This window comes from Salinisphaera dokdonensis CL-ES53, assembly GCF_040361215.1.
GTDB lineage: Bacteria > Pseudomonadota > Gammaproteobacteria > Nevskiales > Salinisphaeraceae > Salinisphaera > Salinisphaera dokdonensis.
This window is the reverse complement of record NZ_APND01000003.1, coordinates 366,615-392,321: the sequence shown is the minus strand read 5'-3', so window position 1 is coordinate 392,321 and position 25,707 is coordinate 366,615. Positions and strand designations below refer to the sequence as shown.

Below are 25,707 nucleotides of genomic sequence, written 5' to 3'. Positions count from 1 at the left end.
GCCGGTAGCCGCGAAGCTGACCGGGTTCAGAGCTCGACGAAAGCCTCTTCGTCGATGTTCTCGGCCGATTCTTCGGGCAACAGCGTCACGCCGCTGGGGTCGCACTGCATGATCGCCTTGCGCAGACTGTTGATTGCGCGCGGACGCGGAAAACTCTTGCGCCAGGCCACGGCGATACGGCGGGTGGGCGTATCGCCCGAGAAGGGCCGTGTCTCCAGCAGGCGCGATTCCTCCGACAGTCCCGGAATGGAGGACCGCGGCAGTACCGTCACCCCAAGCCCGCTGGCCACCATATGACGGATGGTCTCGAGGCTGGAACCGGCCTGTGGCTGGCGTTCGCGCTCACGATCGCGACAGTCATCGCAGAGCGACAGGACCTGGTCGCGGAAACAATGGCCGGGGCCGAGCAGCAACAGATCCTCGTCGGCAAGATCGTTGGCGTCGATGCTCTCGCGCGCAGTCCAGGGATGTTTCTGCGGCATGACCACGACGAACGACTCGTCATAAAGCGCCCAGGTCGACAGGCCCGCAACGTCGTAGGGCATGGCGATGATCACCGCATCCAGCTCGTTGTTGCGCAACTGCTGGGTGAGGGTGCCGGTGAAGTTCTCTTCGATGATCAGCGGCATGTCCGGCGTGGCTTCACGCAGGGCCGGGATCAAGTGCGGTAGCAGATAGGGGCCGACCGTATAGATCACGCCCAGGCGCAGCGGGCCGGCGAGTTCGTCGCGGCCCTGTTCGGCCACCGCTTCGAGCGCGCTGACTTCGCCGAGCACGCGATAGGCCTGCTCGATGATGCGCCGGCCGATCGGCGTCACCCGCGCCTCGCCGCGGTTGCGCTCGAACACGGTCACGCCCAGCTCGCCCTCGAGCTTCTTGACCGCGACGGACAGCGTGGGCTGACTGACGAACGCGCGCTTGGCGGCGCGGCCGAAGTGGCGCTCCTTGTCGAGCGCGATCAGATAGCGCAATTCGGTAAGCGTGATATGCATCAAGACCGGTCTTGTTCTTCTGTGGCACAGCCGAGCCAGTCACGAGGTTTGAGATAGTCCTCGTAGAGTGTGGCTTCGGGGCTGGCCGGTTCGGGCTTGTAGCCATACTGCCACGATGCCAGCGGCGGCATCGACATCAGGATGGACTCGGTGCGCCCGCGCGACTGCAGGCCGAACAGCGTGCCGCGGTCGTAGACGAGATTGAACTCGACATAGCGCCCGCGCCGATACAGCTGGAAATCGCGCTCGCGCGCGCCGTATGCGTGGTCGCGCCGACGCTCGACGATGGGCATGTAGGCATCAACGAAAGCCTGGCCCACGCTGCGGATGAACGCGAAGCTATCCTCGAAGCCGAGTTCGTCGAAATCGTCGAAGAACAGTCCGCCAATGCCGCGTGTCTCTTCGCGGTGCGGTAGATAGAAATACTCGTCGCACCACTGCTTGAAGCGCGGATAGAGATTTTCGCCAAAGGGCGCGCAAGCGTGATGCGCGGCCTCGTGCCAGGCGATAGCGTCTTCTTCGAACGGATAATACGGCGTGAGATCGAACCCCCCGCCAAACCACCAGACCGGCGGCGCGCCGTCCTTCTCGGCGACGAAGAACCGCACGTTCGCATGCGCGGTCGGCGCGTAAGGGTTCTTCGGGTGGGCAACCACCGACACCCCGCTGGCGATGAACGAGCGCCCGGCCAGCTCCGGTCGGCGTGCCGAGGCCGAGGCGGGCAGGTTGTCGCCGGTCACGCGGGAGAAATTCACCCCGGCGCGCTCGAAGGTGTCGCCATCGGCGAGCACCCGCGTATCGCCGCCGCCACCGGCCGGGCGCTGCCAGGCGTCGACATGAAATTCCTGATTCGGCTCGAAAGCGCCGAGACGCTCGCAGATATGGTTCTGCAGGTCGCGGAACCAGTCGATGACGCGGTCGGTATCGATCCCGGCGGTGTTCATATCAGTCGTGATCAGCTTTAGCGAAGGGTACGGCCGTCGCGGGCATCGCGGATCGTGCTCGGGCGGCCGGGCGCGTCCGGTACGCCCCCGGCGATGAAATCCACGCCGTGACCGAGGCGGGCCCGGGCCTGCCAGGCGTTCCGCACCGGCGGGCGGCCGCTGCGATTCGCGCTCGTGGAAACCAGCGCGCTGCCGAAGGCGCGGCACAGGGCGGCGCTGTCGGCATGGGCAGTCTGGCGCAGGGCAATGCTGTCGTGCTCACCGGTCAGCCACCACGGCGTGCCGGATGCGGCCGGCAACAGCCAGGTTATCGGCGCGGGCCAGCTTTCGACGGCGCGAGCCCAGGCATCGTCTGCCCCGGATGCGACGAACAGATCGAGATGCTGGATTTCGGCGCCGATCAGGATCAGGCCGCGTTTCACGTCGCGCCGCTTGAGCGCGAGCAGTCGCAGTACGGCGCGCGGGTTGAGCGGATCGCAGGCCAGGCCCCACACGCCTTCAGTGGCGTGGGCAACCAGCCCGCCGGCGGTGAGTATGCGTGCCGCCGCGCGCAGACGGTGCGGGCTCAGACGCGTGTGCGACCCGCTCATGATCTGCCTGCGCAGTCGCAAGAGGCCGTCACGGCGCGGCAGCGGGGCAGGTCACTCACCGCGCGGATCAGGACTGCGACTTGCCCGAGCCGCTGCCGTTCGACTTGCTGGCCGACTTCGCGGCCCGTTTCTTTGCGGCCGCGCTCTTGCTGGCAGGCTTCTTGGCGGCAGTCGTGGACTTGCTCTTGGTCGTGCTCTTGGCCTTGCTGGTCTTCGCGGCACTGGCCTTCTTGGTAGTGGTGCTCTTGGCCGTGCTCTTCGAAGCCGCCTTGTCTGTCGTCTTCTTGGCGGCTGCGCCTTTCTTTCCGCGCTTTTTCTTTTCCGGGGCCTTGGCGATGATCTCCTGGCATTGCTCCAGGGTAAGATCCGCGGGCTCCTGATCCTTGGGCACGCTGGCGTTCTTCTTGCCATCGGTGATGTAGACGCCGAAGGGTCCGTGCTGGACCTTGATGCCCTCGGCCTCGAAGTGCTTGATCAGCTTCTTGGCGTCGGCCTCTTTCTTCTCGGCGACGACTTCAAGCGCGCGCTCTTTCGACACGGTGTACGGGTCGTCTTCCTTGAGCGAGGCGAATTTCTTGCCGTAGCGAACGTAAGGACCAAAGCGCCCGATGCTGACCACCATCGGCTCGCCCTCGGGCGTCTCGCCGAGTTCGCGCGGGAGATTGAACAGATACAGCGCCTCGTCGAGGGTGATCTTGTCCATGTCCTGGCCCTTGCGCAGGCCGGCGAACTTGGGCTTTTCCTCGTCGTCCTTGGAGCCGATCTGCACGAACGGCCCGAAACGGCCGATCCGCACGATCACCGGCTTGCCGGATTTCGGGTCGGTGCCGAGTTCGCGTGCCTGGGCGACTTCCTCGCGAGACAGATCCTGCTTGGATTCGATCTGCTCGGAGAAGCGATCCCAGAACTCGCGCAGCAACGGTTGCCACTGTTCTTCGCCACGGGAGACGGCGTCGAGCCGATCTTCGAGGTTGGCGGTGAACTCGTAGTCCACATAGCGCGTGAAGTGGTCGGTCAGGAACTTGTTGACGATCTTGCCGAGCGAGGTCGGCATGAAGGCCTTGCCGTCCATCTCCACGTATTCGCGATCCTGCAACGTGGAGATGATCGAGGCATAGGTCGACGGACGACCGATATCGTATTCCTCGAGCGTCTTGACCAGCGCGGCTTCAGTGAAGCGCGGCGGTGGCTCGGTGAAATGCTGGGTCGGCACAATCTCGGCGAGCTTGAGCAGTTCGCCTTCCTCGAGATGCGGCAACCGCTTGTCGGCGTCGTCGTCGCCCTTGTCGTCGTCCTTGCCTTCCTTGTAGACCGACAGGAAGCCGGGCTCGCGCAGGGTGCGGCCGGAGGCACGGAACAGGTGCTTGTCGTCGCCGCTGGTGGCCAGATCCGCGGCCACGGTGTCGAACAGGGCATGGACCATCTGGCTGGCGACGGTGCGCTGCCAGATCAGCTCGTAAAGACGAGCCTGATCGCTGGTCAGGTTGGACTTGATCTCGTCCGGAATCCGAGCGCTCTCGGTCGGCCGGATAGCCTCATGGGCCTCCTGCGCGTTCTTGGACTTGGTCTTGAAGGTACGCGGGGCGTCCGGCAGATTCTTGTCGCCATAACGTTTGCCGATCATCGACCGCAGTTCGGCGACGGCATCGGCCGCCAGGCTGACCGAGTCGGTCCGCATATAGGTGACCAGACCGGTGGCTTCGGCACCGTCGATCGACACGCCCTCATACAGACTCTGGGCCGTGCGCATGGTGCGCTTGGCGGTGAAGCCGAGCTTGCGTGCGGCTTCCTGTTGCAGGGTCGAGGTCGTGAACGGCGGCGCCGGATTGCGCTTGCGTTCCTTGCGATCGACCTTGGCGACACGCAACTGGCCGTTGGCGGCCTTCGTGAGCGTCTCGAAGGCAGTGTCCGCGCTGCCCTGATTGTTGACCGTGAACTGGCTGACCTTTTCGCCGTCGAGCTGATACAGGCGAGCGCTGAATGCGGCCGCGTCCTTCTCGACCTGCGCTTCGATCTTCCAGTATTCCTCGGGTATGAAGGCCTCGATCTCGGCATCGCGCTCGCAGATCAGGCGCAGGGCCGGACTTTGCACACGGCCGGCGGACAGGCCGCGCTGAACCTTGCGCCAGAGAAGCGGCGACAGATTGAAGCCCACCAGGTAGTCGAGCGCGCGCCGGGCCTGCTGGGCGTTGACCAGATCGCTGGATATCTCACGCGGGTTATCGACCGCGGTACCGACAGCCTTCTTGGTGATTTCGTGAAAGACCACCCGCTGGACCGTCTTGTCGTCAAGCAGGCCGCGTTCGCGCAGCAGCTCGAGCAGATGCCAGGCAATGGCTTCGCCTTCGCGATCCGGGTCAGTCGCGAGCAGAAGCGCGTCGGACTTCTTCAGGCTGCGGGCGATCTTCTCGACGTGCTTCGCGTTGCGATCGATCACGTCGTAGCGCATGGCGAAGTCGTGCTCGGTATCGACCGCGCCTTCCTTGGGCACGAGGTCGCGCACATGGCCATACGAGGCCAGGACCTCGTAGTCCTTGCCGAGATATTTCTCGATCGTCCGGGCCTTGGCCGGCGATTCCACGATGACGAGATTACGACTCATCGGCTCACGCTACTTGAAGAATGGGGCCTGCACTTGGGCGCAGGGCGCAGCACACTAGCACAGCCTTTGAAGCACGCGCGACCGTTCAACGTCAACTTTCAGGGCGGCGAAGTGACGTGGCGTGTCACCTCGACTGACGTCTTTCGGGCTAGTGACTCGCGCCGGGCGATTCGGCGTGAATCATCGCTTCCATGCGGGCATAGGCCTGATCCTGGCCGCTGGAAGACAGCACCATCATCACCACCCATTTGAGCTGTTCTATATCGGCACCTTCGAAGGCGTCTTCCGCCAGCGCCATCATGCGATCAATGACGATCTCACGGGCCGTCGCGCTCAGCACGCCGGCCTGTTCGAGCTGGGCGAGATAGCCGCGGCACTCCGCATCGAGCACATGCATCTCGCGGTCGGCGTAGACGCGGATGGCATCGTCGCTGGGCGCTACTGCCATCGCCTGGCCGTCCGGGTCGGTGGCGCGAATCCAGGCAAAGGCGTCGTCGATCTCGTCCGGAAAGAAACCGGCGTCGCCGAGATCGTCGCGCACGCTGGACATGTGTTCGGCATCCGCAAGAGAGAAGTTCTCGAACAGATAGAGCAGCACGTCGAGCAGGTTTTCGTTCATCGGCGCAGATCCGTCGTGTATGAACCGTTCCGGTCGGTCATGGCCCGCGATCAACCGCCGCTGGCGCGGGTATAGGCGCCGCCGGGGCCGGCAAGCACACGGCCTTGAAGTTCCAGGATGAGCAGCGTTGATGATACCGCATCCGCCGACCAGCCGGTGCGTGCGACCAGCTCGTCGACGCGTGCCGGGGCATGTCCGATGGCGGCGAGCAGGGTGGCGTGGTCGTCGTCCTCGGCCGGGCTAGAGCGTGGATCACGCTCGTTTTTGCCGCTGTCATCGCTGTCGCTGCGGATGAGGCGATAGCCGTCCAGCACGCCGGCGATATCCTCGAGGATGTGGTCGGTGGTTTCGACCAGTTTTGCGCCATCGCGGATCAGTTGATGGCAGCCGCGCGCGAGCGGATTGTGGATCGAGCCGGGCAGGGCGAACACGTCGCGACCGGCCTGACTGGCCATGCGGGCGGTGATCAACGAGCCGGACGCACGCGCGGCCTCGACCACAAGCGTGGCGGTACACAGCCCGGCGATGATGCGGTTACGCCGCGGGAAATTGCCGCGCGCCGGTTGGGTGCCGAGCCCGAATTCGGAAAGCAGCAGGCCGCTGGCGGCGATGCGTTCGGCCAGATCCTTGTGCATGGCCGGGTAGACACGGTCCAGACCGGTGCCACAGACGGCGATGGTCATGCCGTTGGCGGACAGGGCGCCCTCGTGAGCAGCTGCATCGATGCCGCGTGCCAGGCCCGAGACCACCACGAGGCCCGCGCCGGCCAGCGCTGCACCGAACTCGCGTGCAGCCTCGAGTCCGGCCGTTGTGGGGTTGCGGCTGCCCACGATGGCGATGGCCGGGTACGTGAGCAGTTCTGTGTCACCCAGTGCATAAAGCCATGACGGGGGTGGCACGAGCTCGCCCAGAGCAGCCGGGTAGTGTGGATGTTCGGGCGTAATGAAATGGTGGTCGTCGCGATCCAGCCAACGCTCGGCTTCGTCGACCCGCGCATTGTCGGGCGTGGCAAGCGTGTCGCGTGCCGCGCGCGGAATGCCGAGCTCACGCCAGGCGGCATCACCGGCCGCGAGGATGCGTGCCGGTGTGCCATAGCGTTCGATCAGACGGGCGCCGAGCGTGGCCCCGACGCCGGGTGTGCAGGCCAGACGCAGCCAGTCCCGTTCACTCACGGGTGCCCGATCAGCGCTGCGGGGTGCGCACGAAGTCTTCGATATGCACCGCGCGCTTGGCTCGCATGATCACCGCGAAGCTGACGTGCGCGTCGGTCTTGAAGACCAGAAGCTGACCGGACTGGAGTTCCGGCAGGCGCACCTGGCCGCCTTCGACCGGGTCGAGGACGAGGCGTCCCGCTTCAAAGATATCGAGCACATGACCACGTTTGATGCCATCCGTGCTGCCGATGCTCAGCGTGACGACCTGGTACTGGCCGATCGCCGACACACCGTCGTAGACGGAGATGATCCGGCCTTCAACGTTGCGATCCGGGGCATGCGGATAGAAATCGTGGACCAGATCTTCGGTTTCCAGCGGCAGCAGGCGATCGCCGACGAGCGCTTCGCGATGACTCTTGGTGATGATGCCGGTGGCGACTGCGTCGAAATCGGTGATCCGCATCTCGCCGACGGGCACGGCCTGCTGACCGAGGATTTCGCCGGTGTCGGGGTCCTTGTACGGGCCTGCATCACGGACGAGGCTGTAGTTTTCGGCGGCGTAGCCTTGATTCGCGGGATTGCGGATATAGCTGATCGTGCCCTTGCCGCCGATCAGATGCTCGTCGATGAACGACACCACATAAGGCGCCTTCTGAAGTTCTTCCGCGTCGACCAGGCGCGGGCCAGTGATGAACGCGCGAATGGCATCGAACGGGATCGTTGCGATGGACTCGAGCGAGCCTTCACGTATCCGCGGCGACAGCCGCTCGGTCCCGGCCCGGCGCAGCTGGAACGCACCATCCGGCCCTCTGGTGAGAATGAGCACGTCACCCGGATAGATCAGATGCGGATTCGCGATGTCCGGATTGGCGTACCACAGCTGCGGCCAGTACCAGGGATCACGCAGGTAGTAGCCGGAGATGTCCCAGAGCGTGTCGCCTTTCTTGACCACGTAACGCAGCGGTGCGTCCGCACGGATCTGGCTCGCGATAGCGGCTTCGCGCGCGACGGGTGCATTGCGCGGCGGTAACGGCTTGGCCGGTGGCGCTTCGGTCTGCTGTGAATCGGTCACCGGTGGCTGATGTGCACAGCCGGCGGCCAGAACGCCTGCAGCAAGCGCAAGGCTGACGCCTGCCTGCTTCATGGCCAGTTTCAAATCGTTATACTCTCGCATCCAGGACGCGCCCCCAATTAATACCGCCGGTACGGGCCATGCCGCGTGCTTTGTTATCGGCCATCAAAAGCTTTTTCTTGATGGCCGGCCCCCATTTGCAACGCTGACCACCGACAGAATATGGCGATTCTCGAAATTTTGCATTTCCCCGATCCGCGACTGCGCGAAAACACCCAGCCGGTGACTGTTTTCGACGACACATTGTCGACTTTCATCGACGACATGTTCGAGACCATGTACGACGCGCCAGGCGTCGGCCTGGCCGCCACGCAGGTCGGCGATACGCGCCGTGTCGCGGTCATGGACTGCTCCGACGATCGCGACGAGCGCATCGTGATGTGCAACCCGGAGATTCTTTGGCAGGAGGATCTGGAGACCGTCGACGAGGGCTGTCTCTCGGTGCCCGAGCACTACGACAAGGTAAAGCGTTATACGCGCCTGCGCTTCGCCGCCCAGGATCGCCACGGCGAGCGTTACGAAATGGACGCCGAAGGGTTGCTTGCCCAGTGCGTGCAGCACGAGCTCGCGCATCTCGATGGCGGGTTGTATATCGATCAGCTGTCGCGCTTAAAGCGCGAGCGTATCCGGCGAAAGCTCGCCAAGGCCGCCCGCCAGAGCGCGCCTGCCGCCAACGACGAATAGGGTCCTGCCCAGCGAATGCCTGATCCAATAAATCTCGTCCGATGAATCCTGCCCCATGAATATCGTGTTCGCCGGGACGCCCGAATTTGCCTTGCCCTGCCTGGACGCGATTGCCGCCAGCGGTCACAGCCTGGTGGGTGTGCTCACCCAGCCGGACCGACCTGCGGGACGGGGGCGCAAACTCGCGACCTCGCCGATCAAACAGCGCGCGCTCGAGCTGGGCGTGCCGGTACAGCAGCCGGAGTCGCTCAAGAGCGCCGACGCTTTCGCCGAGCTCGCTGCGCTTGAGCCTGATCTGATGGTTGTCGTTGCCTATGGGCTGCTGCTGCCCAAGAAGGTGCTGGCACTCCCGCAACACGGCTGCATCAACGTGCATGCCTCGCTGCTGCCGCGTTGGCGCGGTGCGGCACCGATCGCGCGTGCGATTCTGGCCGGGGACAGCGAAACCGGCGTCACGCTGATGCAGATGGAAGCCGGGCTGGACACCGGGCCGATGATCGTGCGGCGGGCCGTACCGATCGATGGCGACACCAACGCCGGCGTGCTGCACGACCGGCTTGCCGATCTGGGCGCGCGTGAACTCGCTGATCTGCTCGGTCGGCTCCCGGAGGGCGTCAGCGCCGAGCCGCAGGACGACGCGCAGGCCTGCTATGCGCGCCGGCTCGAAAAAGGTGAGGCCGCTATCGACTGGCGGTTACGCGCGGACGAAATCGCGCGGGCCGTTCGGGCCTTCGTGCCCTGGCCGGTAGCCCACGCCCGGCTCGACGGCCAGCCGGTGCGCTTCTGGCGTGCCGCAACCGCACCCGGCGAGGCCGGCGATGCTGAGCCGGGGACGGTGGTTGCCGCCAGTCCGAAGGGCATCGATATCGCCACGGGCGCCGGGGTTCTACGGGTGCACGAGCTACAGCTACCGGGCAAGAAACGCATGGATGCCGCCGCCGCGGTCAACGGCCGCGACTGGGTGGGCTGTCGTTTTGAGTAACCGGCGACGCCCTACGCGAAAGCACGCCGATAACGAGTCTGTTGAAGGCGCTGAGTCACGTGCCTGCGCAGCCCGTGCCGTGGCTGCGGTCATGGACGACAGGCGCAGTCTCGATGCCGCGCTGGCCGGGATATCTGCGGACCTTGGCGTTAACGACCGCGGCCTTGTATCGGCCATGGCCTATGGGGTGTTGCGAGACTACCGCCGCCTGGATGCGCTGCTGTCGCCGCGCTTGTCGCGCAAGCCGCAGCCGCTATTGCGCGCCTTGCTGCTGGTGGGGATATATCAACTGGAATCGATGCGCGTGCCGCCGCATGCAGCCGTGCACGCCAGCGTCGCTGCGAGTGCCTTGCTAAAACTCGGCAAGGCGCGCGGCATGGTCAACGCGATCCTGCGCGGCCATCAGCGCGATGCGGGCAAGGCGGTTGAAGACCGTACACCGGGCGTTCGCTACAGCTATCCGGACTGGCTGGTCGAGCGTATTCAGGCCGACTGGGGCAGTCAGTGGCCGGGCGTACTCGAGGGCGGCAATCGCCCGGCGCCGATGCATTTACGCACGAACGCCCGGTTTGGCGATCGTTTCGTTGCCATGCGTGCCCTGGAAGCCCACGGGCTGACGAGCAGGGCCGCTCGTGTCTGCGACAGTGTGCTCACTCTGGATACGCCGGTCGCAGCCCGAGACCTGCCGGGCTTCGACGAAGGCCGGGTCTCGATACAGGACGGTGCGGCGCAGCTGGCGACGGTGCTGCTCGGCGCGCGTAATGGTGATCGCGTACTCGATGCCTGTGCGGCGCCGGGCAACAAAAGCGCGCATCTGCTCGAGCGTGCGGATATCGACCTGCTGGCGCTCGACATCGACGCGGAGCGACTGCAGACACTCGACGAGACGCTCACGCGTGTCGGGCGAAGTGCGCGGGTCGAAGTGGCCGATGCGGCCGAGCCCGACACCTGGTGGGATGGCCGCCTGTTCGATCGCATACTGCTCGACGCGCCCTGCAGCGGCACCGGCGTGATTCGCCGCCATCCGGACATTAAATGGCTGCGTCGTCCTGCGGACATCAGTGCCGCCGCCGAACGCCAACTCGCCATGCTTCAGGCGCTCTGGCGCACGCTCGCACCGGGCGGGCGGCTGGTTTACGCCACCTGCTCGATCCTGCGCGCCGAGGGCGTCGACGTAATTGCTGCGTTTCTGGCGCAAACCGAGAACGCGCGTGAGGTAGCGATCGATGCCCGCTGGGGATTTGCGGAGCGTCACGGTCGGCGTCTCGCGCCCGGCATGCACGGCTTTGATGGCTTCTACTACGCAGTGCTCGAGCGCGCTGCGGATTGATCGGTCGCAGAGGTTCCGTAGCAATACGGAGTTGAATCGATTGCGCACAACCGCACCATTGGCTGGGTAGTGATTCCTCAACCAATTGGAGTTGTGATGAGCGACGAATTGAACGGTAAGAAGGTCGCATTCCTTGCCACCAACGGTTTCGAGTATTCCGAGCTGACTCAGCCGTGGGACGAAATCAAGGCTGCGGGCGCCGAGGTCGAGCTGGTTTCGCTCGAGTCCGGCGAGATCCAGGGCGAAAGCGGCGGCGAGCCCAAGGGCGATCCGAAGCCCGTCGACAAGACCGTCGATCAGGTCTCGGCCGGCGATTACAACGCGCTGGTTCTGCCGGGTGGCCTGGCCAATCCGGACACGCTGCGCACCAACGACAAGGCGGTGCAGTTCGTGCGTGATTTCTTCGCCCAGCACAAGCCGGTCGGCGCGATCTGCCATGCGCCGTGGGTGTTGATTGAAGCCGGTGTGGTCGATGGCCGTACGCTGACGTCCTTCCCGTCGGTCCAGACCGATCTCAAGAACGCGGGCGCGACCTGGGTCGATCGTGAAGTGGTCTGCGACGAAGCACTCGTGACCAGCCGCACGCCCGACGATCTGGATGCCTTCTGTGCGAAGGTCATCGAGGAGATCGCGGAAGGCAAGCACGAGGAACAGACGACGTAAAACGATCGCTTGAAGACGATCGAGAAAGCCCGGCCTCGGCCGGGCTTTTTTGTGCGCGCTAATCTTCCAGCGCGTAATCGATGGTGGTCACCACACGGATACGCTTGATATCCGGCGTATAGCTGTCGAGATCGCTGATCGAGAAGTAGCCCTGCGAGGCTGACCGAATAGCGCCAACCCGGCTGCCCGAATCCTCGGCGAACTGTTTGGCGGCCTTGCGCGCATCAGCCGTGGCGACCGCGATCATTTCCGGCTTGATGTCTTCGAGCTCGGTGAACAGGAACTCGGTCCGGTAGTTGTAGTTCGGTGACAGCACCACGCCCTGGCCGATCAGTTCGCCGACCCGCGGCATGGCCTGCTTGACCTTGTCGATAGCCTGGGTGCGAACCAACATCGTGGCCTCGGCCGAGTAACGGCTGGGCGGGCGCTGGTTGCCATAGCTGTTGGCGTAGCGATCGGTGACTTCAGGCGAGGTCAGGGTGATCGCTTCGGGCTTGAAACCGGCATCGGTCAGAAAGCGGCGGATGATGCCGGCCTGCTGGTTGACCCGCTGCTGTACTTCATCAAGCGCATCGCCGGTGACGGTGAAATGCAGCGGCCAGAGCGCGAGCGTGGCGCGTACTTCGCGTTCCGCCAGGCCTTTTACGGTGACCGTGCGCTCGGCGGATTTCCACTGGATCGCCGCGCTCTTGAGATAACTGCCGCCGACCACGAGACCGATGGCGAGCAATACGCCGAGAACTGCCGCGGCGAGGATATTGTTCTTCATCCCGAGATACCCGGTAAGTGCAGCGCGCATCGGCGCGTTGATTTCACAGAGTATCGAAGCCCAAAGCTTGCGGCTCGCTGAAAGCGTGAGTCGGGCGCGCCGCGCCGCCGCTCAATGCGGCAGCGGCCCGCCCGCATGACGTTCTAACGATAGATCGGGTCGCGTACGACCACGCCGCGCTCGGCGAGAAAGCCCTTGGCCTGCTGGATCGTATAGGTGCCGAAGTGGAAGATCGAGGCAGCCAGCACCGCGTCGGCGGTGCCGATCTCAAGGCCGTCGTGCAGGTCTTCCAGGCTACCCACGCCGCCGGACGCGATTACAGGCACATCGACCGCCTCGGATATCGCGCGCGTCAGCTTGAGATCGAAGCCCGACTTCGTGCCGTCCTTGTCCATGCTCGTGAGCAGTACCTCGCCGGCGCCGAGCGCGACGAGTTTCTGGGCCCATTCGATGGCGTCAATGCCGGTGGACTTGCGACCGCCGTGGGTGAAGATCTCCCAGCGCGGGGCTTCGTGCTTCTTGGCCACGTTCTTGGCGTCCAGTGCGACTACGATGCACTGCGAGCCATAGCGATAGGCGGCCTCGTAGACGAAGTTCGGATCCGAGATCGCAGCGGTGTTGATCGAGACCTTGTCGGCGCCGGCCGAGAGCAGGCGGCGCACATCGGGCAGGGTGCGCACACCGCCGCCGACGGTCAGCGGGATGAACACCTCGCCGGCCACGCGTTCGACCACGTCCATCAGGGTGCCGCGGTCTTCGTGGCTGGCAGTGATGTCCAGAAACACCAACTCATCCGCCCCTTGCTGGTCGTAGCGGCGCGCAATCTCGACCGGGTCACCGGCGTCCTTGATCTCGAGAAACTTGACGCCCTTGACCACGCGCCCCTTGTCGATATCGAGGCAGGGGATGATGCGTTTGGCTAATGTCATTTGGCGCTCTTGCGGTCGTTGACCAGCTTGCGTGCCGCGGCGAAATCCAGCGTGCCTTCATAGAGGGACCGGCCGATGACCGCCCCCGATACGCCGTCGCTCTCGACCGCGAGCAGCGCTTCGATATCGTCGATATTGGTCACGCCGCCGGAGGCGATCACGGGAATCGTGAGCTCGGCGGCCAGCGCACGGCTGGCTTCGGCGTTCACGCCCTGCATCATGCCGTCACGGCTGATATCGGTATGGATGATGGCGACCACGCCGTCCTCTTCGAACTGCTGGGCGAGATCCGCGACCGTGTGATGGGATAGCTTCGACCAACCGTCGGTGGCGACCATGCCGTCCTTGGCATCAAGGCCGACGATGATATGGCCCGGAAATTCGACGCCGACATCGGCCACGAAATGTGGCTCCGCGACGGCGCGCGTGCCGAGAATGACGTATTCCACGCCGCGTTCGAGATAGGTCTCGATGGCGGACTCGTCGCGAATGCCGCCGCCGACCTGCACCGGTATGTCGCCGCAGGCCGTCACGATCTCGCCGATCACACGGTCGTTGACCGGGTAGCCGGCCTTGGCACCGTCGAGATCGACCACGTGGATACGGTCCGCGCCTTCATCGATCCAGCGCTGGGCGACCGCGACCGGATCTTCGTCGAAGATGGTGACGTCGTCCATGCGGCCCTGGCGCAGACGTACGCACTGGCCGTTCTTGATATCAATCGCAGGTATGAGTAGCACGCCGGTAATCCTCTTCTACGGCTTGGGTGTGATCGAAGCGGCTTTAATCTGTGTTCAGGCGTCGGCTCAGGCCGAACCGTCCCATTCGAGGAAGTTGGCCAGCAGCTGCAGGCCCGCGGACTGGCTTTTTTCGGGGTGGAACTGTACGGCGAACACGTTCGGTCGCAGGATCACGGAGGCGAAACGCACGCCGTAATCGGTCGTTCCGGCGACATGCCGCTCGTCCTCGGGCACGACGTAGTAGCTGTGTACGAAATAGAACCAGCTTGCGGGCGCGATATCCTTCCAGAGCGGATGGTGGCGCTCCTGACGGACCTGGTTCCAGCCCATATGTGGAATCTTGCGGCGCACGCCGTCGGGCTGCGCATCGGGAGCGGCAAAATGCACGGTATCGCCGGGAAAGGCTCCCAGGCATTCCACGCCGCCGGATTCCTCCGAGTGCCCCATCAATGCCTCAATGCCCAGACACACGCCCATGAGCGGCTTCTTGCCGATCTGCTCGCGCAGCATGTCGTCCAACTCGAGACGGTGCAGTTCGTCCATGCAATGGCCGATTGCGCCGACGCCCGGCAGCACAAGCCGGTCCATGCGCGACAGCGCATCCGGGTCGAAGCTGACCTCGATCTGTTCGTCCGACGCCACGTAACGCAGCGCCTTGGCAATCGAGTGCAGATTGCCCATCCCGTAGTCGATGATGCCGACGGTTGCCATAAGATTGAACGCGAAAGAGAAAAAGGAGGGTTAGAGGCTGCCCTTGGTGGACGGCGTGGCGTCGCCCGTGCGGCTGTCCGCCGACACGGCCAAGCGCAGTGCGCGGCCGAAGGCCTTGAACAGCGTTTCCGCCACGTGATGGGCGTTGTCGCCCTTGAGCGCGTCCATATGCAGCGTGATCGCGGCAGCGCTCGCAAGCCCCTGAAAGAACTCGCGCACGAGTTCGACATCGAAAGTGCCGATCTTGTCGCGCGTAAACGTGGCCTCGAAGAACAGCCCGGGCCGGCCGGACAGATCGATCACCACCCGCGACAGGGCTTCGTCGAGCGGGACATAGGCATGGCCGTAGCGCGTGATACCCCGCTTGTCGCCGAGCGCCTCGCGCAGGGCCTGGCCGATGCAGATGCCGACATCCTCCACGGTGTGGTGGTCGTCGATATGCAGATCGCCTGTGGCGGACACGTCGAGATCGATCAGGCCGTGGCGGCTGATCTGATGAAGCATGTGATCAAAGAAACCGACGCCGGTATCGGCGTTGAATACGCCGCTGCCATCCAGGTCGAGCGTGACCGAGATATCGGTTTCGTTGGTCTTGCGTGAGATCGTGGCGCGGCGCGCTGTCATGGCCTGTGCAATGCGTTGGATCACCCCGGAACGCGGGATAATACGCCCATTGCCCAGGCAACGCGAATGACCGCGGCCGGCGGCTTGTCAGGCCTGCAGCCAGAAGGTGACCGGGCCGTCGTTGACCAGCGCGACCTGCATGTCGGCCCCGAAGATGCCCTGATCGATACGGTCGTGGCGCGACGTGAGTGTGGCAACGAATCGGCCGAACAGCTCGCGGGCGCGATCGGGCGGGCACGCCGTCGAAAAGCCGGGCCGGTTGCCGCGCCGGGTATCGGCGGCGAGCGTGAACTGGGGTACGGCCAGCACCGCGTGGCCGGTGTCTGCCGCGCTTTGGTTCATGCGCCCGCTGTCGTCGGCGAAGATGCGATAGGACAGCACACGTTCGGCAAGCCGGGCGGCGCGTTTGTCGTCGTCGTCGGGCTCGGCGGCGACCAGGGCCAGAATACCGGGCCCGATCGCGGCGACCGTCTCGCCGTCGACCGCGACGCTGGCCTCGGTCACGCGCTGGATCAGCGCGATCACGAGCGGGCGGCGATCCCGCCGTCGAGCGCGGGCGCGGCGTCCCGATGGGCGCGCAGCAGGCGCTCGAACGGGCTGGGGTCGTGGATATGGGTCACGTCGCCGTCCATCGGGAAGTGATAGTCGATCAGCCGCGAGGCCCAGAACCGAAGAGCGGCGGCCCGCAACATGGCCGGCCAGGCCGCGTGTTCGGCGTCAGTGAGCGCGCGTCGGCGGTCGTAGGCGTTCATGAAGGCCTGCCAGCGCTCGGGCATATAGGCGCCGGCGTCGTTGAAGGCCCAGTCGTTGCAGATCACGGCCAGGTCGAACAGCAGGTAATCGTGGCAGGCGTAATAGAAGTCGATCACGCCGGACACACGTTCGTCGTCGAACAATACGTTGTCGCGGAACATGTCGGCGTGGATCACTGCTTCGGGCAGACCGGCGTACACGGTGTCGATACATTCGCGCTGATACGCGATCTCGTCGTCGAGCAGGGTCGCGGTGTCGGCATCGAGGCGATCCGAAAGGCGATCGCGCGCGCCGGCGATCCATTCCAGATCGCGCGGATTGCGCTGGCTTTCACCAAAGGAGCGCACGGCCCGGTGCATTTCTGCAACCACCCCGCCTAGCGAGCCGCAATGACGCGACTGGGGTTCGGTGACGCTCGCGCCGGCCAGGCGATAGACGAGCGCGGCGGGGCGATCGCGCACTTCGCTGAGAAATCCGCCGTCGTTACGGGCCAGCGGATGCGCGCCCGGCACGCCGTGGCCGGCCAGATGATCCATGAGCTGCATGAAGAACGGCAGCGAGCCGTTATCCATCTGCTCGAACAGGGTCAGTACCCAGCGGCCGGTCGTGGTATCGACGAAATAGTTGGTGTTGGTGATACCCGCCGAGATGCCGCGGAAATCCTCCAGCTCGCCGACCGAGTAATCGGCCAGCAGGTGGCGCAGGTCGTCTTCGGTGACACGGGTATAAACCGACATCAGGCGCCGCGCTCGTCAAGGCGCTTGCGCGCGCGTTTGGCAAAGACCTGCATCTCGCGCACGGCCTGATTGTCACCCCGCGCCTCGGCCACGGTGATGCCGTGCTCGAGCACATCGATACCGGCGACCAGGTCGCCGTTCTCTACCAGCGCCTTGCCGTAGAGCTTCCAGGCAGCGGAGTAGTCGGGATCGTGGGCCACGGCTTCGGCGAGGTGTTCGGCGGCGCGGGCGTGCTCGCCGTCCTTGAACAGCAGTTCACCCAGGGAAAAACGCAGCAGGGCGTTGTCCTCGCCGGAAGCGAGCAGCGACTCGAGTTGGTCTTTCATCGGCATGCGCACAGTGTACCGATATAGCCCGTATTTGAAGACGCTAGCGGCGCCAGAAGGCCGGAGTGAGGATCACCAGCAGGGTGAAGATCTCAAGCCGACCCAGCAGCATTGCCATGCACAGCACCCATTTGGCGATGCCCGGCAGGCTCGCCATGTTCGAGGAGACCTCCCCAAGGCCCGGACCCAGATTATTGATCGATGCGGCGACCGCAGAGAACGCCGTGAGCTCGTCGAGACCGGTCGCCAGCAGCACCAGGAACATCACCACGAACACGGTGATATAGACCGCGAAGAAGCCCCAGACTGCCTGGATGACGCGGTCCGGGATGACTTTGCCGCCCATCTTGATCGGGATCTCGGCATTCGGGTGCACCAGGCGGCTGATCTCGCGCGTGCCCTGCTTGGCGAGGAGGATGAAGCGCACGACTTTCATGCCGCCGGTTGTAGACCCCGCGCAGCCGCCCACGAAGCTGCCGAGCAGCAGGAACATGGGCAGAAAACTCGGCCACAGCGAGTAGTCGGTGGTGGTGAAGCCGGTGGTGGTACCGATCGACACGACCTGAAACATCGACTTGATCACCGCGTTGGGCAGCGACACATAGGTGCCGGCAACCAGCAGCACGATACTGCCGAGCGTGGTCGCCCCAACTACCATGAGCAGGAAAGTGCGCGTCTCCGAATCGCGCCAGTAGGTCAGCGGGTTGGCGCTGCGCCAGACCGCGAAATGCATACCGAAACTGATCGACCCCACAACCATGGCGACGATGGCCGCGATCTCGATGATGGCGTCGTCGTGGTGGCCGAGCGACAGATCGTGGTTGGAGAAGCCGCCGGTCGCGATCGCCGAAAAGCCGTGGCTGACCGAATCGAACACGCTCATGCCGGCAAGCCAGAACACCAGCGCACACAGCGCCGTCAGCGACAGGTACAGATACCAGAGCGCCTTGGCCGTCTCGCGGATACGCGGCGTGAGTTTGGAATCCTTGATCGGCCCTGGCGTCTCCGCACGATAAAGCTGCATGCCACCGACGCCGAGCATGGGCAGCACCGCCACGGCCAGCACGATGATGCCCATGCCGCCCATCCAGTGCAGCAGCTGGCGCCAGAACAGGACCGCATGGGGCAGGGTGTCGAGGCCGACGAGCACGGTGGCACCCGTGGTGGTCAGGCCGGAGACCGCTTCGAACACTGCGTCGGTGACGCTGATATCCGGACGTTCGGCGAGGTACAGCGGCACCGCGCCGAACAGGCTCAGTACCAGCCAGAACAGCACGACGACGAGGAAGCCGTCACGGATCTTGAGCTCGCGGCGCACGTGACGCACCGGCAACCATGTGACCAAACCGGTGAAAAGAGTGATCACGAAACCGATGGCGAAGGCATCCGCCTCGCCGTCGCCGTACGCCAGGCCCATGACCATCGGCACCAGCATGCTGGTCGAGAAGATCATCAGCAGCAGGCCGAGCACCCGCTGCACGACCGCGAAATAATAGTTCAGGGACAGATCCATGCTGTGGTTCTTGCCCTAGACGTAGGAGACGCCGACCTGGAACAGCTTTTCCACCTCGGCGGTCTGCTTCTTTTCGATGATGAACAGCATGACGTGATCGCCCGACTCGATCACCGTGTCGTGATGGGCGATCAGCACTTCCTCGCCGCGCGCGATGGCGCCGATGGTGGTTCCCCGCGGCAGCTTGATCTCGTCGATACGCCGGCCCACCACGCGCGAATTTTCGCGCTCGCCGTGAGCGATGGCTTCGATCGCCTCGGCCGCGCCGCGGCGCAGGGTATGCACACGCACCACATCACCCCGGCGCACATGGGCCAGCAGCGCCGAGATGGTCGACTGTTTGGGCGAGATCGCGATATCGATCTGGGTGCCGGAGGATTCGATCAGGTCGACATAGGCCAGCCGATTGATCAGCGACATCGCCTTGCGCGCGCCCAGCCGCTTGGCCAGCATCGCCGAGAGGATATTGGCCTCGTCATCGTTGGTGATCGCGCAGAACACGTCGACCGACTCGATATTCTCTTCGACCAGCAGCGACTCGTTGGCGGCATCGCCCTTGAGCACGATCGAGCGGTTGAGCTTCTCCGACAGCCAGCCGGCGCGTGCCGGATTGTTCTCGATGATCTTGACCTGGCAGTGATTTTCCAGCGCCAGTGCCAGCCGCAGGCCGATGTTGCCGCCGCCGGCGATCATGATCCGCTTGACCGGCCGGTCGATCTTGCGCAGTTCGCTGATCACCTTCTTGATATTGCGCCGGGCGGCGACGAAGAACACTTCATCGTCGGCTTCGATGACGGTGTCGCCTTCCGGGATCATCGGTTTGCCGCGCCGATAGATTGCCACTACGCGGGTGTCGGCTTGCGGCAAATGCTCGCGCAGCGCGCGCAATTCCTTGCCTACCAGGGGCCCGCCGTAATAAGCCTTGACGCCCACGACCTGAACGCGTCCTTCCGCGAAATCGACCACCTGCAGCGCGCCCGGATACTGCACCAGGCGCTTGATGTAGTCGGTCACCAGCTGCTCCGGGCTGATGCTCATGTCGATCGGGATTGCATCCTGATGGAACAGTCGGTTCTCGAGCAGGTATTCCGACGCCCGAATACGCGCGATCTTGGTCGGCGTATGAAACAGCGTGTAGGCGATCTGGCAGGCCACCATGTTGACTTCATCCGTCGCGGTAACCGCGATGATCATGTCGGCATCGTTGGCGCCTGCGCTGCGCAGGATGTCCGGATGCGCGGCATAGCCGTGCACCGCCCGAATATCGAGCCGGTCCTGCAGCGGGCGCAGCAGGGCTTCATCGGTGTCCACGACCGTGACATCGTTGGCCTCGTGGGCCAGATTCTCCGCCAGCGTGGCGCCGACTTCGCCGGCCCCCAGAATGATGATCTTCATGCGCCGCAACAGTAGAGCGCGCACCCCCGACTTGCAACAGTGACTTACGGCCTGTGTTTGCGTGCCTCAAGCGCGTAGGATGACGGCATTCTGCCCAAGCGATCCTTACCGTGAGCAAGGACAACACCGAAAACACCAATAGCCAGCCCCAACCCGACTGGCTCGAACGCGTGGCCTGGAACGAGCAGGGGCTCGTGCCGGCCATCACCCAGTCGGTCGATACCCAGCGTGTACTCACGCTGGCCTGGATGAACCGCGAATCGCTCGCTGCGACCATCGAGAGTGGTCTTGCAACCTACTGGTCACGTTCGCGTGGCAAGCTCTGGCGCAAGGGCGAGTCGTCGGGCAATCTCCAGCGCGTCGCCGAGGTCTGTCTCGATTGCGATAACGACGCGTTGTTGCTGAGAGTCGAACAGGTCGGAGGTGTGGCCTGTCATACCGGCCGCGAATCCTGTTTCTTCCAGGTCTACGACAATGGTCGCTGGGTCACGCGCGACCCGGTGATCGTGGACCCCAAAGACATGTACGGTCTGCATGAGTAATTCCGATATCCTTGGTCGTCTCGACGCCGCGCTCGCCAAACGGCGCGACGGCGATCCGGCGAAAAGCTATACCGCGTCGCTTTATGCGGGTGGTGTGGACGCGATCTCGGCAAAGATCACAGAGGAGGCCGCCGAAGTGGTCGAGGCCGCGGGCGCGGATGACGACGAGCATCTGATCCACGAAGTGGCCGACCTGTGGTTTCACACCATGGTGCTGCTGCAGTCCCGGGGTCTGGATGCATCCGCCGTGCAGGCGGAGCTGGCGCGTCGTTTCGGCGTCTCCGGTATCGAGGAAAAGGCCGGGCGCGGCCAAAGCGACTCATCGGCTAACTAAGCCGGTTACGAACAGACGAGGTAATCATGATTGGCGGTATCAGCATTTGGCAGCTCCTCATCCTTCTGGTCATCGTGGTGCTGATCTTCGGCACCAAGCGGCTGCGCAATCTCGGCGGTGATCTGGGCTCGGCGCTCAAGGATTTCCGCGGCGCGATGAAGGACAGCGACGCGGAAAACGAAACCGACGAAACCACCAAGGACGCGCGCAAGCGCCCGGAAGACCCGCAGGTCATCGACGAGCTTGGCAAGACCAAGCCGAATACCGGCCCGGTCGAGGAGGCGCAGCAGCGCAATGCCAAGAAGAATGAAGCCGAAGAAGAACGCGACTGATCGGAACTGATCCGGAATGTTCGATATCGGTTTCTGGGAACTGACCGTCATCGCGGTGATCGGTCTCATCGTGCTCGGTCCCGAGCGCCTGCCTGTGGTCGCGCGTACGCTGGGCACTTGGGTCGGGCGCGCCAAGGGCTATGTACGGGGGCTGACCAGCGAGCTGGAGCGCGAGGTCAACGTCGACGATATCCGCTCGCAGGTTCGACGCACCCGTGAGCAGATCGAGTCCGATACCAAGAATACGGTCTCGTCGATCCGTGATCCGCTGGCGCCCGAAAAGCCGCAGTCGGGCATGAAGACCGAGCAGACCCGCGACAAATCGACCGGCGCATCGGCGGAGCAACCCGCGAATCCGGTTGCGGATGCTGCACGGCCCGAGTCCCGCGATAACGACCGCAACGATCCCAGCGCATGAGCCAGCAAGAGTATGACGCCCAGGAACAGCCGCTGATTGCGCATTTGCTGGAGTTGCGTACGCGCTTGCTGCGTATCGTCATAGGCATCCTGATCATTTTTCTGCCGCTGGCGTATTTCGCCCGCGATCTGTTTACCTTCTTGTCCGGGCCACTGCTGGCCCATATGCCGGAAGGCAACAGTCTGATCGCCACGGGTGTCGCTGCACCGTTTCTGGCACCGTTCAAGCTGTCCATGCTGCTCGCCATCGCGTTGTCGCTGCCGTGGACGCTGTACCAGATCTGGATGTTCGTGGCGCCCGGTCTGTATGCCCAGGAGCGCCGCCTGGTCACGCCGCTGCTGATCTCCAGCACCGGCCTGTTCTATCTGGGCATGGCGTTCGCCTACTACGCCGTCTTTCCGGTGGTCTTCGGCTTCTTCATTTCGGTCGCGCCCACCGGCGTGGCGGTGATGACCGATATCTCGGCCTATCTGGATTTCGTGTTGGGCATGTTCATGGCCTTCGGCATCGCTTTCGAGCTGCCGGTGGCAATCTTTCTGATCGTCTGGGCCGGGTTCGTGACCCCGCGTCAGCTGGCCAGCTACCGTGCCTATGTGGTGGTCGGCGCGTTCGCCGTGGGCATGGTGCTCACCCCGCCCGACGTGATCTCGCAGACGCTGCTGGCGGTGCCTGTTTACCTGCTCTACGAGATCGGGATCTGGATGGCGCGGATCTTCGTGCCGGGCATGCGCGAAGTCGAGGCCCAGCAGGACGAGCGGGCGCGCGACGACTGAAACCCGACCGACGTTAAGTACCGATTCAGTGCGACGGGCTAGGGTGGGCCCACGTTTTCACGTTGTATCGGATACACGTCATGATGAAGAAAACCGCAATCGCACTCGGTCTTGCCATGGTCACAGGGGCCGGCATGGCCGCGCAGGGCAGTACCGCCACGGGTGTCGGCGTTGATGCCGGCGTCAACGCAGTCGGCAACCAGGCCCGCGTGAACACCAGCGCCTCGGCAAACACCCAGTTCAACGCGCTCGATCGCAACGGCGACGGCGTGCTCAGCCGCGCCGAGGCTTCGGCGAACGAGAGCGTGTCCGCCCTGTACGACTCGCTCGACACCAGTGAAACGATCGAGGATCGTGCCAAGGAAGGCACGCCCCACGGCATCACTCGCGAGCAGTTCGAAGCCGGTCTACAGGCCCAGAGTTCCGGCTCGGGCAGCGTGGGTCCGGCGGTATCGGGCGGCGAGACCTACACCATCATGCGCGATGGCTCGCGCAAGCTGAAGGAAAGCGCCGGTAATACAGCCAACCGCGTGAAGTCGCAGACTGGTGACGCCGTTTCGGGTGCTGTCGGTGGCGTCACCGGCGCTGTCAATGGTGCCAGTGCCAACAGCCGCACGAATGCGAACGCCAGCGCCAATACCGGCGCGGACGTCGGCGCCAACACGCGTAGCGAAGCCGCGGTCCAGCGCGAACGTGCCCAGAGCAAAGCGCAGCAGATGCAGGATCGCGCTCGTGGCGGTGTCGGTCAGGCCCGTAGCGAAGCCGAAATGCAGCGCGATCAGGCGCGCGACAAGGCATCGACCATGCAGGAGCGTGCCCGCGGCCAGATGCAGAACCAGAGCGGCGAAGCGTATGGCGAAACACGCTCGCGTGTGAACGGCGCGGTCGACTCGACCCGCTCGCAGCCGCAGTCGGGTGGCTACGGCACCGGCGTGGAAGCTGGTGCAGACGCTGATGCGCGGATCAATGCCAACTAACGGTCCAACTACTTGATGGCTGAGCGCCGCAAGACGCGGCGTCTGGACCAAGAGCAGCCCCTGCGCCGTACGTGGCGCGGGGGCTTTTTTTATGCGTGCCTGATGGGGCGCGCCGCTGGAGCCTGAACGCGATTGTGGCCGATCCTTCACGTCGTAGTTTTGGGGCCTCGATTTAACGCGGTGATCCAGTCGTTCGTTGTCTCTTTGCGTGTACGTGCCCGCACTACAGAACATGGCATGTTCGTGCGTCATCCAGAATGGATCATCAGGCCTCGCCTGGCGCATGAGATATTGGCAGGGCGTTGCGGGCGCTGGCGCAGAGCAATTTACGGAAGCGCTCTGCAGGCAGGCGTGATAGCTCTTAAGGGCTAGGGCGCCCGTTCAGAGCGTACTCGGGGCACATCGACACGCGATGCCATGCACCGCAGTCGACTCGTCACCTGTATGCGCACGGTTTGGCGGTTGGTAGCACGTTCTTGGCCAGGAACGAACGCCGGGCACGCGAATCCGCTGGGCCGCGCGAGCGAGGGCTGCGGTTCTCTGTAGGCTTCTGCGAGTAAGTGTGGGGAATGACACTCACGACGAATGCCGGGGCGCTGAAGGCGGGCTGCTGTTCCTACGCGAGACCTCATGGCCTGGGTCGAGCGGTAAGCGGGCGGGGCATGCTTGTTCGATGTCATCAAGGCTGGCGACGTCGGTTTTTTTCGCGTAGTGAGTAACCGGTTGCTGGTCGCGCGCCAATCCGTCTGGAGCGCCCATAAAAAAGCCCGGCGCGACGGCCGGGCTGTTCGGGCGCTTTCAGGGTAACGGTCTAGCCGTTGTTGCCCTGCATGGCGCCGGCGGGCATGTTGGCGCGCAGCTTGCCGCGCAGCGAGTCCATGTCCTTGAGCAGCTGGTCGGTCTGACCGTCCTGCTTCTTCATGGCGGCCATCGTGTCCTTCTGGAGTTCTTCACCGGCGGACTTGATTTCCGGATCCTGCAGGGCGGAGTCACGCGCCTGAACCATCTGCTGGCGCTCGGCCTGGAAATCCTTCATCACGGCCTTGCGCTCGGAATCGCTAAGGTCGCCGGACTGCAGCTGCTGCGCCATTTCCTGAACGCGCTGCTGGCCCTTCTCGACGTCATAGCCCTGATCTTCAACAGCGGCGCGGACCTTCTCTTCGAAGTCCTGCTGCTGCTGCGCCAGTTCCGGGTTGGACTGGATCGTTTCCTTGTGGATCTGCTGGAGCTTCGACGCCTTCTGGCGGTACTCCTGCATGAGCTGCTGGGCCTGCTGCTGATCGGCAGAAGCACCGTCCTGCGCCGTGGCGATGCCCGGCATACCGCCGAACGTCAGCGCTGCGAGCGTCAGGGCCATGATGGTTGTTGCGCGTTTGATCATAGGTTAATCCGTTGTGCGAATGTCGTTGGGACTGTCTGAGACCGTGCGTAAGCCTATCAGTGCCGCAGAATGCGCTCAAAAATTGCAAAAAACCGCGAAAATCACGTTCAACGGTTGGATGCGAGCCTGTCTGCGACGCGCGTGGTCTCCGGTAGTCGATAGCGTGTCAGTGCCTTGAGCGTCCACGCCAAGGCGCTTTCCAAGCTCACACGATGCCCCGCGGAGATGAAGATCGGCTTAACGGAGACCCGCGACCGCAGAACGGCGCCGATCGTTTCGTCTTTATCGAGCAGTGGCACCCAGGCGCCGCGCTCATTCGGTACATCATCGTGTTGGCCGGTCAGCCGCTTCTTGGCAACGCCAATCGTCGGCAATCCGGTCACGAGGCCAAGATGGGTGGCGACACCCAGCCGACGCGGATGGGCGATGCCGTGGCCGTCCACCAGTGCCAGGTCGGGCAGGGCGGAAAGCTGCTCCAGCGCAGCCAGCGCGCCGGGGATCTCGCGGAACGAGAGCAGGCCCGGGATATAGGGCATTCGGGTGGGCACGCGTGCCAATGCTTTCTCGCGTACCTCCAGGGTTTCGGCGTCGAGCACGACGGCTGCTGCGCGGGTGGTTCGGCCGCCATCCTCGAAGCCGATGTCGATTCCGCCAATAGTCTGCACTGGCGGAAGATCGTCCTGCGTATCGACGCGTTCAGCCAGCGCCTGCTGAATCCGGCGGCAGGAAGGCGCGTCGTGCGGCCAGTCATGGGCCACGAC

General features: G+C 64.1%; 29 protein-coding genes. 10 read left to right on the top strand and 19 right to left on the bottom strand.

The genetic code is table 11. The features are described from left to right. Nucleotides 1–26: 26 nt before the first annotated feature. From SADO_RS11375 to SADO_RS11345, 7 genes are all read right to left on the bottom strand, one after another. Nucleotides 27–986, bottom strand: a complete 960-nt coding sequence (locus SADO_RS11375; RefSeq protein ID WP_353111825.1) for a hydrogen peroxide-inducible genes activator — start codon at nucleotides 984–986, stop codon at nucleotides 27–29. A 5-nt stretch (nucleotides 987–991) separates the two neighbouring features. Next, the gene (gene hemF, locus SADO_RS11370; protein ID WP_353111420.1) at nucleotides 992–1,936 is read right to left on the bottom strand and encodes an oxygen-dependent coproporphyrinogen oxidase; all 945 of its coding nucleotides are present in this window, start codon (nucleotides 1,934–1,936) and stop codon (nucleotides 992–994) included. Nucleotides 1,937–1,953: 17 nt separating this feature from the next. Further along, nucleotides 1,954–2,526 carry an L-threonylcarbamoyladenylate synthase gene (locus SADO_RS11365; protein ID WP_353111418.1) on the bottom strand — a complete coding sequence of 191 codons (573 nt, stop codon included), beginning with the start codon at nucleotides 2,524–2,526 and terminating at the stop codon, nucleotides 1,954–1,956. A 67-nt stretch (nucleotides 2,527–2,593) separates the two neighbouring features. Continuing rightward, on the bottom strand, nucleotides 2,594–5,128 hold the full coding sequence (locus tag SADO_RS11360; RefSeq protein WP_353111416.1) for a DNA topoisomerase I: 2,535 nt from the start codon (nucleotides 5,126–5,128) through the stop codon (nucleotides 2,594–2,596). Between the two features lie 148 nt (nucleotides 5,129–5,276). Continuing rightward, on the bottom strand, nucleotides 5,277–5,747 hold the full coding sequence (locus tag SADO_RS11355; protein WP_353111414.1) for a Smg family protein: 471 nt from the start codon (nucleotides 5,745–5,747) through the stop codon (nucleotides 5,277–5,279). A gap of 50 nt (nucleotides 5,748–5,797) precedes the next feature. Beyond that, on the bottom strand, nucleotides 5,798–6,919 hold the full coding sequence (dprA, locus tag SADO_RS11350) for a DNA-processing protein DprA (RefSeq protein ID WP_353111411.1): 1,122 nt from the start codon (nucleotides 6,917–6,919) through the stop codon (nucleotides 5,798–5,800). A 10-nt stretch (nucleotides 6,920–6,929) separates the two neighbouring features. After that, nucleotides 6,930–8,075 (bottom strand): LysM peptidoglycan-binding domain-containing protein, encoded by a 1,146-nt coding sequence (locus tag SADO_RS11345; RefSeq protein WP_353111409.1) that lies wholly within the window; start codon nucleotides 8,073–8,075, stop codon nucleotides 6,930–6,932. A gap of 120 nt (nucleotides 8,076–8,195) precedes the next feature. Here SADO_RS11345 and def point away from each other — a divergent pair, with 120 nt between their 5' ends. The 4 genes from def (at nucleotide 8,196) to SADO_RS11325 (ending at nucleotide 11,692) form a co-directional block, all read left to right on the top strand. Beyond that, nucleotides 8,196–8,717, top strand: a complete 522-nt coding sequence (gene def, locus SADO_RS11340; RefSeq protein ID WP_353111407.1) for a peptide deformylase — start codon at nucleotides 8,196–8,198, stop codon at nucleotides 8,715–8,717. A gap of 55 nt (nucleotides 8,718–8,772) precedes the next feature. Further along, nucleotides 8,773–9,699 carry a methionyl-tRNA formyltransferase gene (gene fmt, locus SADO_RS11335; protein ID WP_353111405.1) on the top strand — a complete coding sequence of 309 codons (927 nt, stop codon included), beginning with the start codon at nucleotides 8,773–8,775 and terminating at the stop codon, nucleotides 9,697–9,699. Then, a complete protein-coding gene (gene rsmB / locus SADO_RS11330; protein WP_353111403.1) occupies nucleotides 9,692–11,029 on the top strand; it encodes a 16S rRNA (cytosine(967)-C(5))-methyltransferase RsmB in 1,338 nt (445 codons plus the stop codon). Before fmt ends, rsmB begins: the two co-directional genes overlap by 8 nt. 96 nt (nucleotides 11,030–11,125) lie before the next feature. After that, a complete protein-coding gene (locus SADO_RS11325; RefSeq protein WP_353111401.1) occupies nucleotides 11,126–11,692 on the top strand; it encodes a type 1 glutamine amidotransferase domain-containing protein in 567 nt (188 codons plus the stop codon). A 58-nt stretch (nucleotides 11,693–11,750) separates the two neighbouring features. Here SADO_RS11325 and SADO_RS11320 read toward each other — a convergent pair whose 3' ends face one another. From SADO_RS11320 to trkA, 10 genes are all read right to left on the bottom strand, one after another. Then, nucleotides 11,751–12,461, bottom strand: a complete 711-nt coding sequence (locus tag SADO_RS11320; protein WP_353111399.1) for an SIMPL domain-containing protein — start codon at nucleotides 12,459–12,461, stop codon at nucleotides 11,751–11,753. A 143-nt stretch (nucleotides 12,462–12,604) separates the two neighbouring features. Further along, the gene (gene hisF, locus SADO_RS11315; protein WP_353111397.1) at nucleotides 12,605–13,390 is read right to left on the bottom strand and encodes an imidazole glycerol phosphate synthase subunit HisF; all 786 of its coding nucleotides are present in this window, start codon (nucleotides 13,388–13,390) and stop codon (nucleotides 12,605–12,607) included. Beyond that, on the bottom strand, nucleotides 13,387–14,130 hold the full coding sequence (gene hisA / locus SADO_RS11310; protein WP_353111395.1) for a 1-(5-phosphoribosyl)-5-[(5-phosphoribosylamino)methylideneamino]imidazole-4-carboxamide isomerase: 744 nt from the start codon (nucleotides 14,128–14,130) through the stop codon (nucleotides 13,387–13,389). The genes hisF and hisA overlap by 4 nt, the downstream gene beginning before the upstream one ends. Nucleotides 14,131–14,196: 66 nt before the next feature. Continuing rightward, on the bottom strand, nucleotides 14,197–14,841 hold the full coding sequence (hisH, locus tag SADO_RS11305) for an imidazole glycerol phosphate synthase subunit HisH (protein ID WP_353111393.1): 645 nt from the start codon (nucleotides 14,839–14,841) through the stop codon (nucleotides 14,197–14,199). Nucleotides 14,842–14,871: 30 nt separating this feature from the next. Continuing rightward, nucleotides 14,872–15,465: an imidazoleglycerol-phosphate dehydratase HisB gene (gene hisB / locus SADO_RS11300; RefSeq protein ID WP_353111823.1), complete on the bottom strand. Its 594-nt coding sequence runs from the start codon at nucleotides 15,463–15,465 to the stop codon at nucleotides 14,872–14,874. A gap of 87 nt (nucleotides 15,466–15,552) precedes the next feature. After that, complete coding sequence (gene dtd, locus SADO_RS11295; RefSeq protein ID WP_353111391.1) at nucleotides 15,553–15,990, bottom strand: D-aminoacyl-tRNA deacylase; 438 nt, start codon at nucleotides 15,988–15,990, stop codon at nucleotides 15,553–15,555. Next, nucleotides 15,987–16,955, bottom strand: coding sequence for a homoserine kinase (locus tag SADO_RS11290; protein WP_353111389.1), 969 nt, complete (start codon nucleotides 16,953–16,955; stop codon nucleotides 15,987–15,989). Before SADO_RS11290 ends, dtd begins: the two co-directional genes overlap by 4 nt. Further along, a complete protein-coding gene (locus SADO_RS11285; protein ID WP_434547903.1) occupies nucleotides 16,955–17,281 on the bottom strand; it encodes a tetratricopeptide repeat protein in 327 nt (108 codons plus the stop codon). The genes SADO_RS11290 and SADO_RS11285 overlap by 1 nt, the downstream gene beginning before the upstream one ends. A gap of 43 nt (nucleotides 17,282–17,324) precedes the next feature. Then, nucleotides 17,325–18,794 (bottom strand): TrkH family potassium uptake protein, encoded by a 1,470-nt coding sequence (locus tag SADO_RS11280; protein ID WP_353111385.1) that lies wholly within the window; start codon nucleotides 18,792–18,794, stop codon nucleotides 17,325–17,327. 15 nt (nucleotides 18,795–18,809) lie between these two features. Then, on the bottom strand, nucleotides 18,810–20,189 hold the full coding sequence (gene trkA / locus SADO_RS11275; RefSeq protein WP_353111383.1) for a Trk system potassium transporter TrkA: 1,380 nt from the start codon (nucleotides 20,187–20,189) through the stop codon (nucleotides 18,810–18,812). A gap of 110 nt (nucleotides 20,190–20,299) precedes the next feature. Here trkA and hisI point away from each other — a divergent pair, with 110 nt between their 5' ends. From hisI to SADO_RS11245, 6 genes are all read left to right on the top strand, one after another. Further along, a complete protein-coding gene (gene hisI / locus SADO_RS11270; RefSeq protein WP_353111381.1) occupies nucleotides 20,300–20,731 on the top strand; it encodes a phosphoribosyl-AMP cyclohydrolase in 432 nt (143 codons plus the stop codon). Next, nucleotides 20,724–21,065, top strand: coding sequence for a phosphoribosyl-ATP diphosphatase (locus tag SADO_RS11265; protein ID WP_353111379.1), 342 nt, complete (start codon nucleotides 20,724–20,726; stop codon nucleotides 21,063–21,065). Before hisI ends, SADO_RS11265 begins: the two co-directional genes overlap by 8 nt. Before the next feature lie 26 nt (nucleotides 21,066–21,091). Then, entirely contained in the window at nucleotides 21,092–21,397 is a 306-nt protein-coding gene (tatA, locus tag SADO_RS11260; RefSeq protein WP_434547902.1) for a twin-arginine translocase TatA/TatE family subunit, read from the top strand. Between the two features lie 16 nt (nucleotides 21,398–21,413). Continuing rightward, nucleotides 21,414–21,815, top strand: a complete 402-nt coding sequence (gene tatB, locus SADO_RS11255) for a Sec-independent protein translocase protein TatB (RefSeq protein ID WP_353111377.1) — start codon at nucleotides 21,414–21,416, stop codon at nucleotides 21,813–21,815. Beyond that, complete coding sequence (gene tatC, locus SADO_RS11250) at nucleotides 21,812–22,588, top strand: twin-arginine translocase subunit TatC (protein ID WP_353111375.1); 777 nt, start codon at nucleotides 21,812–21,814, stop codon at nucleotides 22,586–22,588. The genes tatB and tatC overlap by 4 nt, the downstream gene beginning before the upstream one ends. An 80-nt stretch (nucleotides 22,589–22,668) precedes the next feature. Further along, a complete protein-coding gene (locus SADO_RS11245; RefSeq protein WP_353111373.1) occupies nucleotides 22,669–23,565 on the top strand; it encodes an ATP synthase subunit B family protein in 897 nt (298 codons plus the stop codon). Nucleotides 23,566–24,376: 811 nt separating this feature from the next. On the opposite strand, the gene SADO_RS11240 is transcribed toward SADO_RS11245, so the two are convergent. Continuing rightward, nucleotides 24,377–24,946, bottom strand: coding sequence for a hypothetical protein (locus SADO_RS11240; protein ID WP_353111371.1), 570 nt, complete (start codon nucleotides 24,944–24,946; stop codon nucleotides 24,377–24,379). A gap of 107 nt (nucleotides 24,947–25,053) precedes the next feature. After that, nucleotides 25,054–25,704 (bottom strand): deoxyribonuclease V, encoded by a 651-nt coding sequence (gene nfi, locus SADO_RS11235; RefSeq protein ID WP_353111369.1) that lies wholly within the window; start codon nucleotides 25,702–25,704, stop codon nucleotides 25,054–25,056. Nucleotides 25,705–25,707: the final 3 nt, after the last annotated feature.

Coding starts and splice junctions, on each gene's coding strand:
- hemF (WP_353111420.1), bottom strand. CDS start 1,936: ATGAACACCGCCGGGATCGATACCGACCGCGTCATCGACTGGTTCCGC.
- SADO_RS11365 (WP_353111418.1), bottom strand. CDS start 2,526: ATGAGCGGGTCGCACACGCGTCTGAGCCCGCACCGTCTGCGCGCGGCG.
- SADO_RS11360 (WP_353111416.1), bottom strand. CDS start 5,128: ATGAGTCGTAATCTCGTCATCGTGGAATCGCCGGCCAAGGCCCGGACG.
- SADO_RS11355 (WP_353111414.1), bottom strand. CDS start 5,747: ATGAACGAAAACCTGCTCGACGTGCTGCTCTATCTGTTCGAGAACTTC.
- SADO_RS11345 (WP_353111409.1), bottom strand. CDS start 8,075: ATGCGAGAGTATAACGATTTGAAACTGGCCATGAAGCAGGCAGGCGTC.
- def (WP_353111407.1), top strand. CDS start 8,196: ATGGCGATTCTCGAAATTTTGCATTTCCCCGATCCGCGACTGCGCGAA.
- fmt (WP_353111405.1), top strand. CDS start 8,773: ATGAATATCGTGTTCGCCGGGACGCCCGAATTTGCCTTGCCCTGCCTG.
- SADO_RS11325 (WP_353111401.1), top strand. CDS start 11,126: ATGAGCGACGAATTGAACGGTAAGAAGGTCGCATTCCTTGCCACCAAC.
- SADO_RS11320 (WP_353111399.1), bottom strand. CDS start 12,461: ATGAAGAACAATATCCTCGCCGCGGCAGTTCTCGGCGTATTGCTCGCC.
- hisF (WP_353111397.1), bottom strand. CDS start 13,390: ATGACATTAGCCAAACGCATCATCCCCTGCCTCGATATCGACAAGGGG.
- hisH (WP_353111393.1), bottom strand. CDS start 14,841: ATGGCAACCGTCGGCATCATCGACTACGGGATGGGCAATCTGCACTCG.
- hisB (WP_353111823.1), bottom strand. CDS start 15,465: ATGACAGCGCGCCGCGCCACGATCTCACGCAAGACCAACGAAACCGAT.
- SADO_RS11290 (WP_353111389.1), bottom strand. CDS start 16,955: ATGTCGGTTTATACCCGTGTCACCGAAGACGACCTGCGCCACCTGCTG.
- SADO_RS11285 (WP_434547903.1), bottom strand. CDS start 17,281: ATGAAAGACCAACTCGAGTCGCTGCTCGCTTCCGGCGAGGACAACGCC.
- SADO_RS11280 (WP_353111385.1), bottom strand. CDS start 18,794: ATGGATCTGTCCCTGAACTATTATTTCGCGGTCGTGCAGCGGGTGCTC.
- trkA (WP_353111383.1), bottom strand. CDS start 20,189: ATGAAGATCATCATTCTGGGGGCCGGCGAAGTCGGCGCCACGCTGGCG.
- SADO_RS11265 (WP_353111379.1), top strand. CDS start 20,724: ATGAGTAATTCCGATATCCTTGGTCGTCTCGACGCCGCGCTCGCCAAA.
- tatA (WP_434547902.1), top strand. CDS start 21,092: ATGATTGGCGGTATCAGCATTTGGCAGCTCCTCATCCTTCTGGTCATC.
- tatB (WP_353111377.1), top strand. CDS start 21,414: ATGTTCGATATCGGTTTCTGGGAACTGACCGTCATCGCGGTGATCGGT.
- tatC (WP_353111375.1), top strand. CDS start 21,812: ATGAGCCAGCAAGAGTATGACGCCCAGGAACAGCCGCTGATTGCGCAT.
- SADO_RS11245 (WP_353111373.1), top strand. CDS start 22,669: ATGATGAAGAAAACCGCAATCGCACTCGGTCTTGCCATGGTCACAGGG.
- SADO_RS11240 (WP_353111371.1), bottom strand. CDS start 24,946: ATGATCAAACGCGCAACAACCATCATGGCCCTGACGCTCGCAGCGCTG.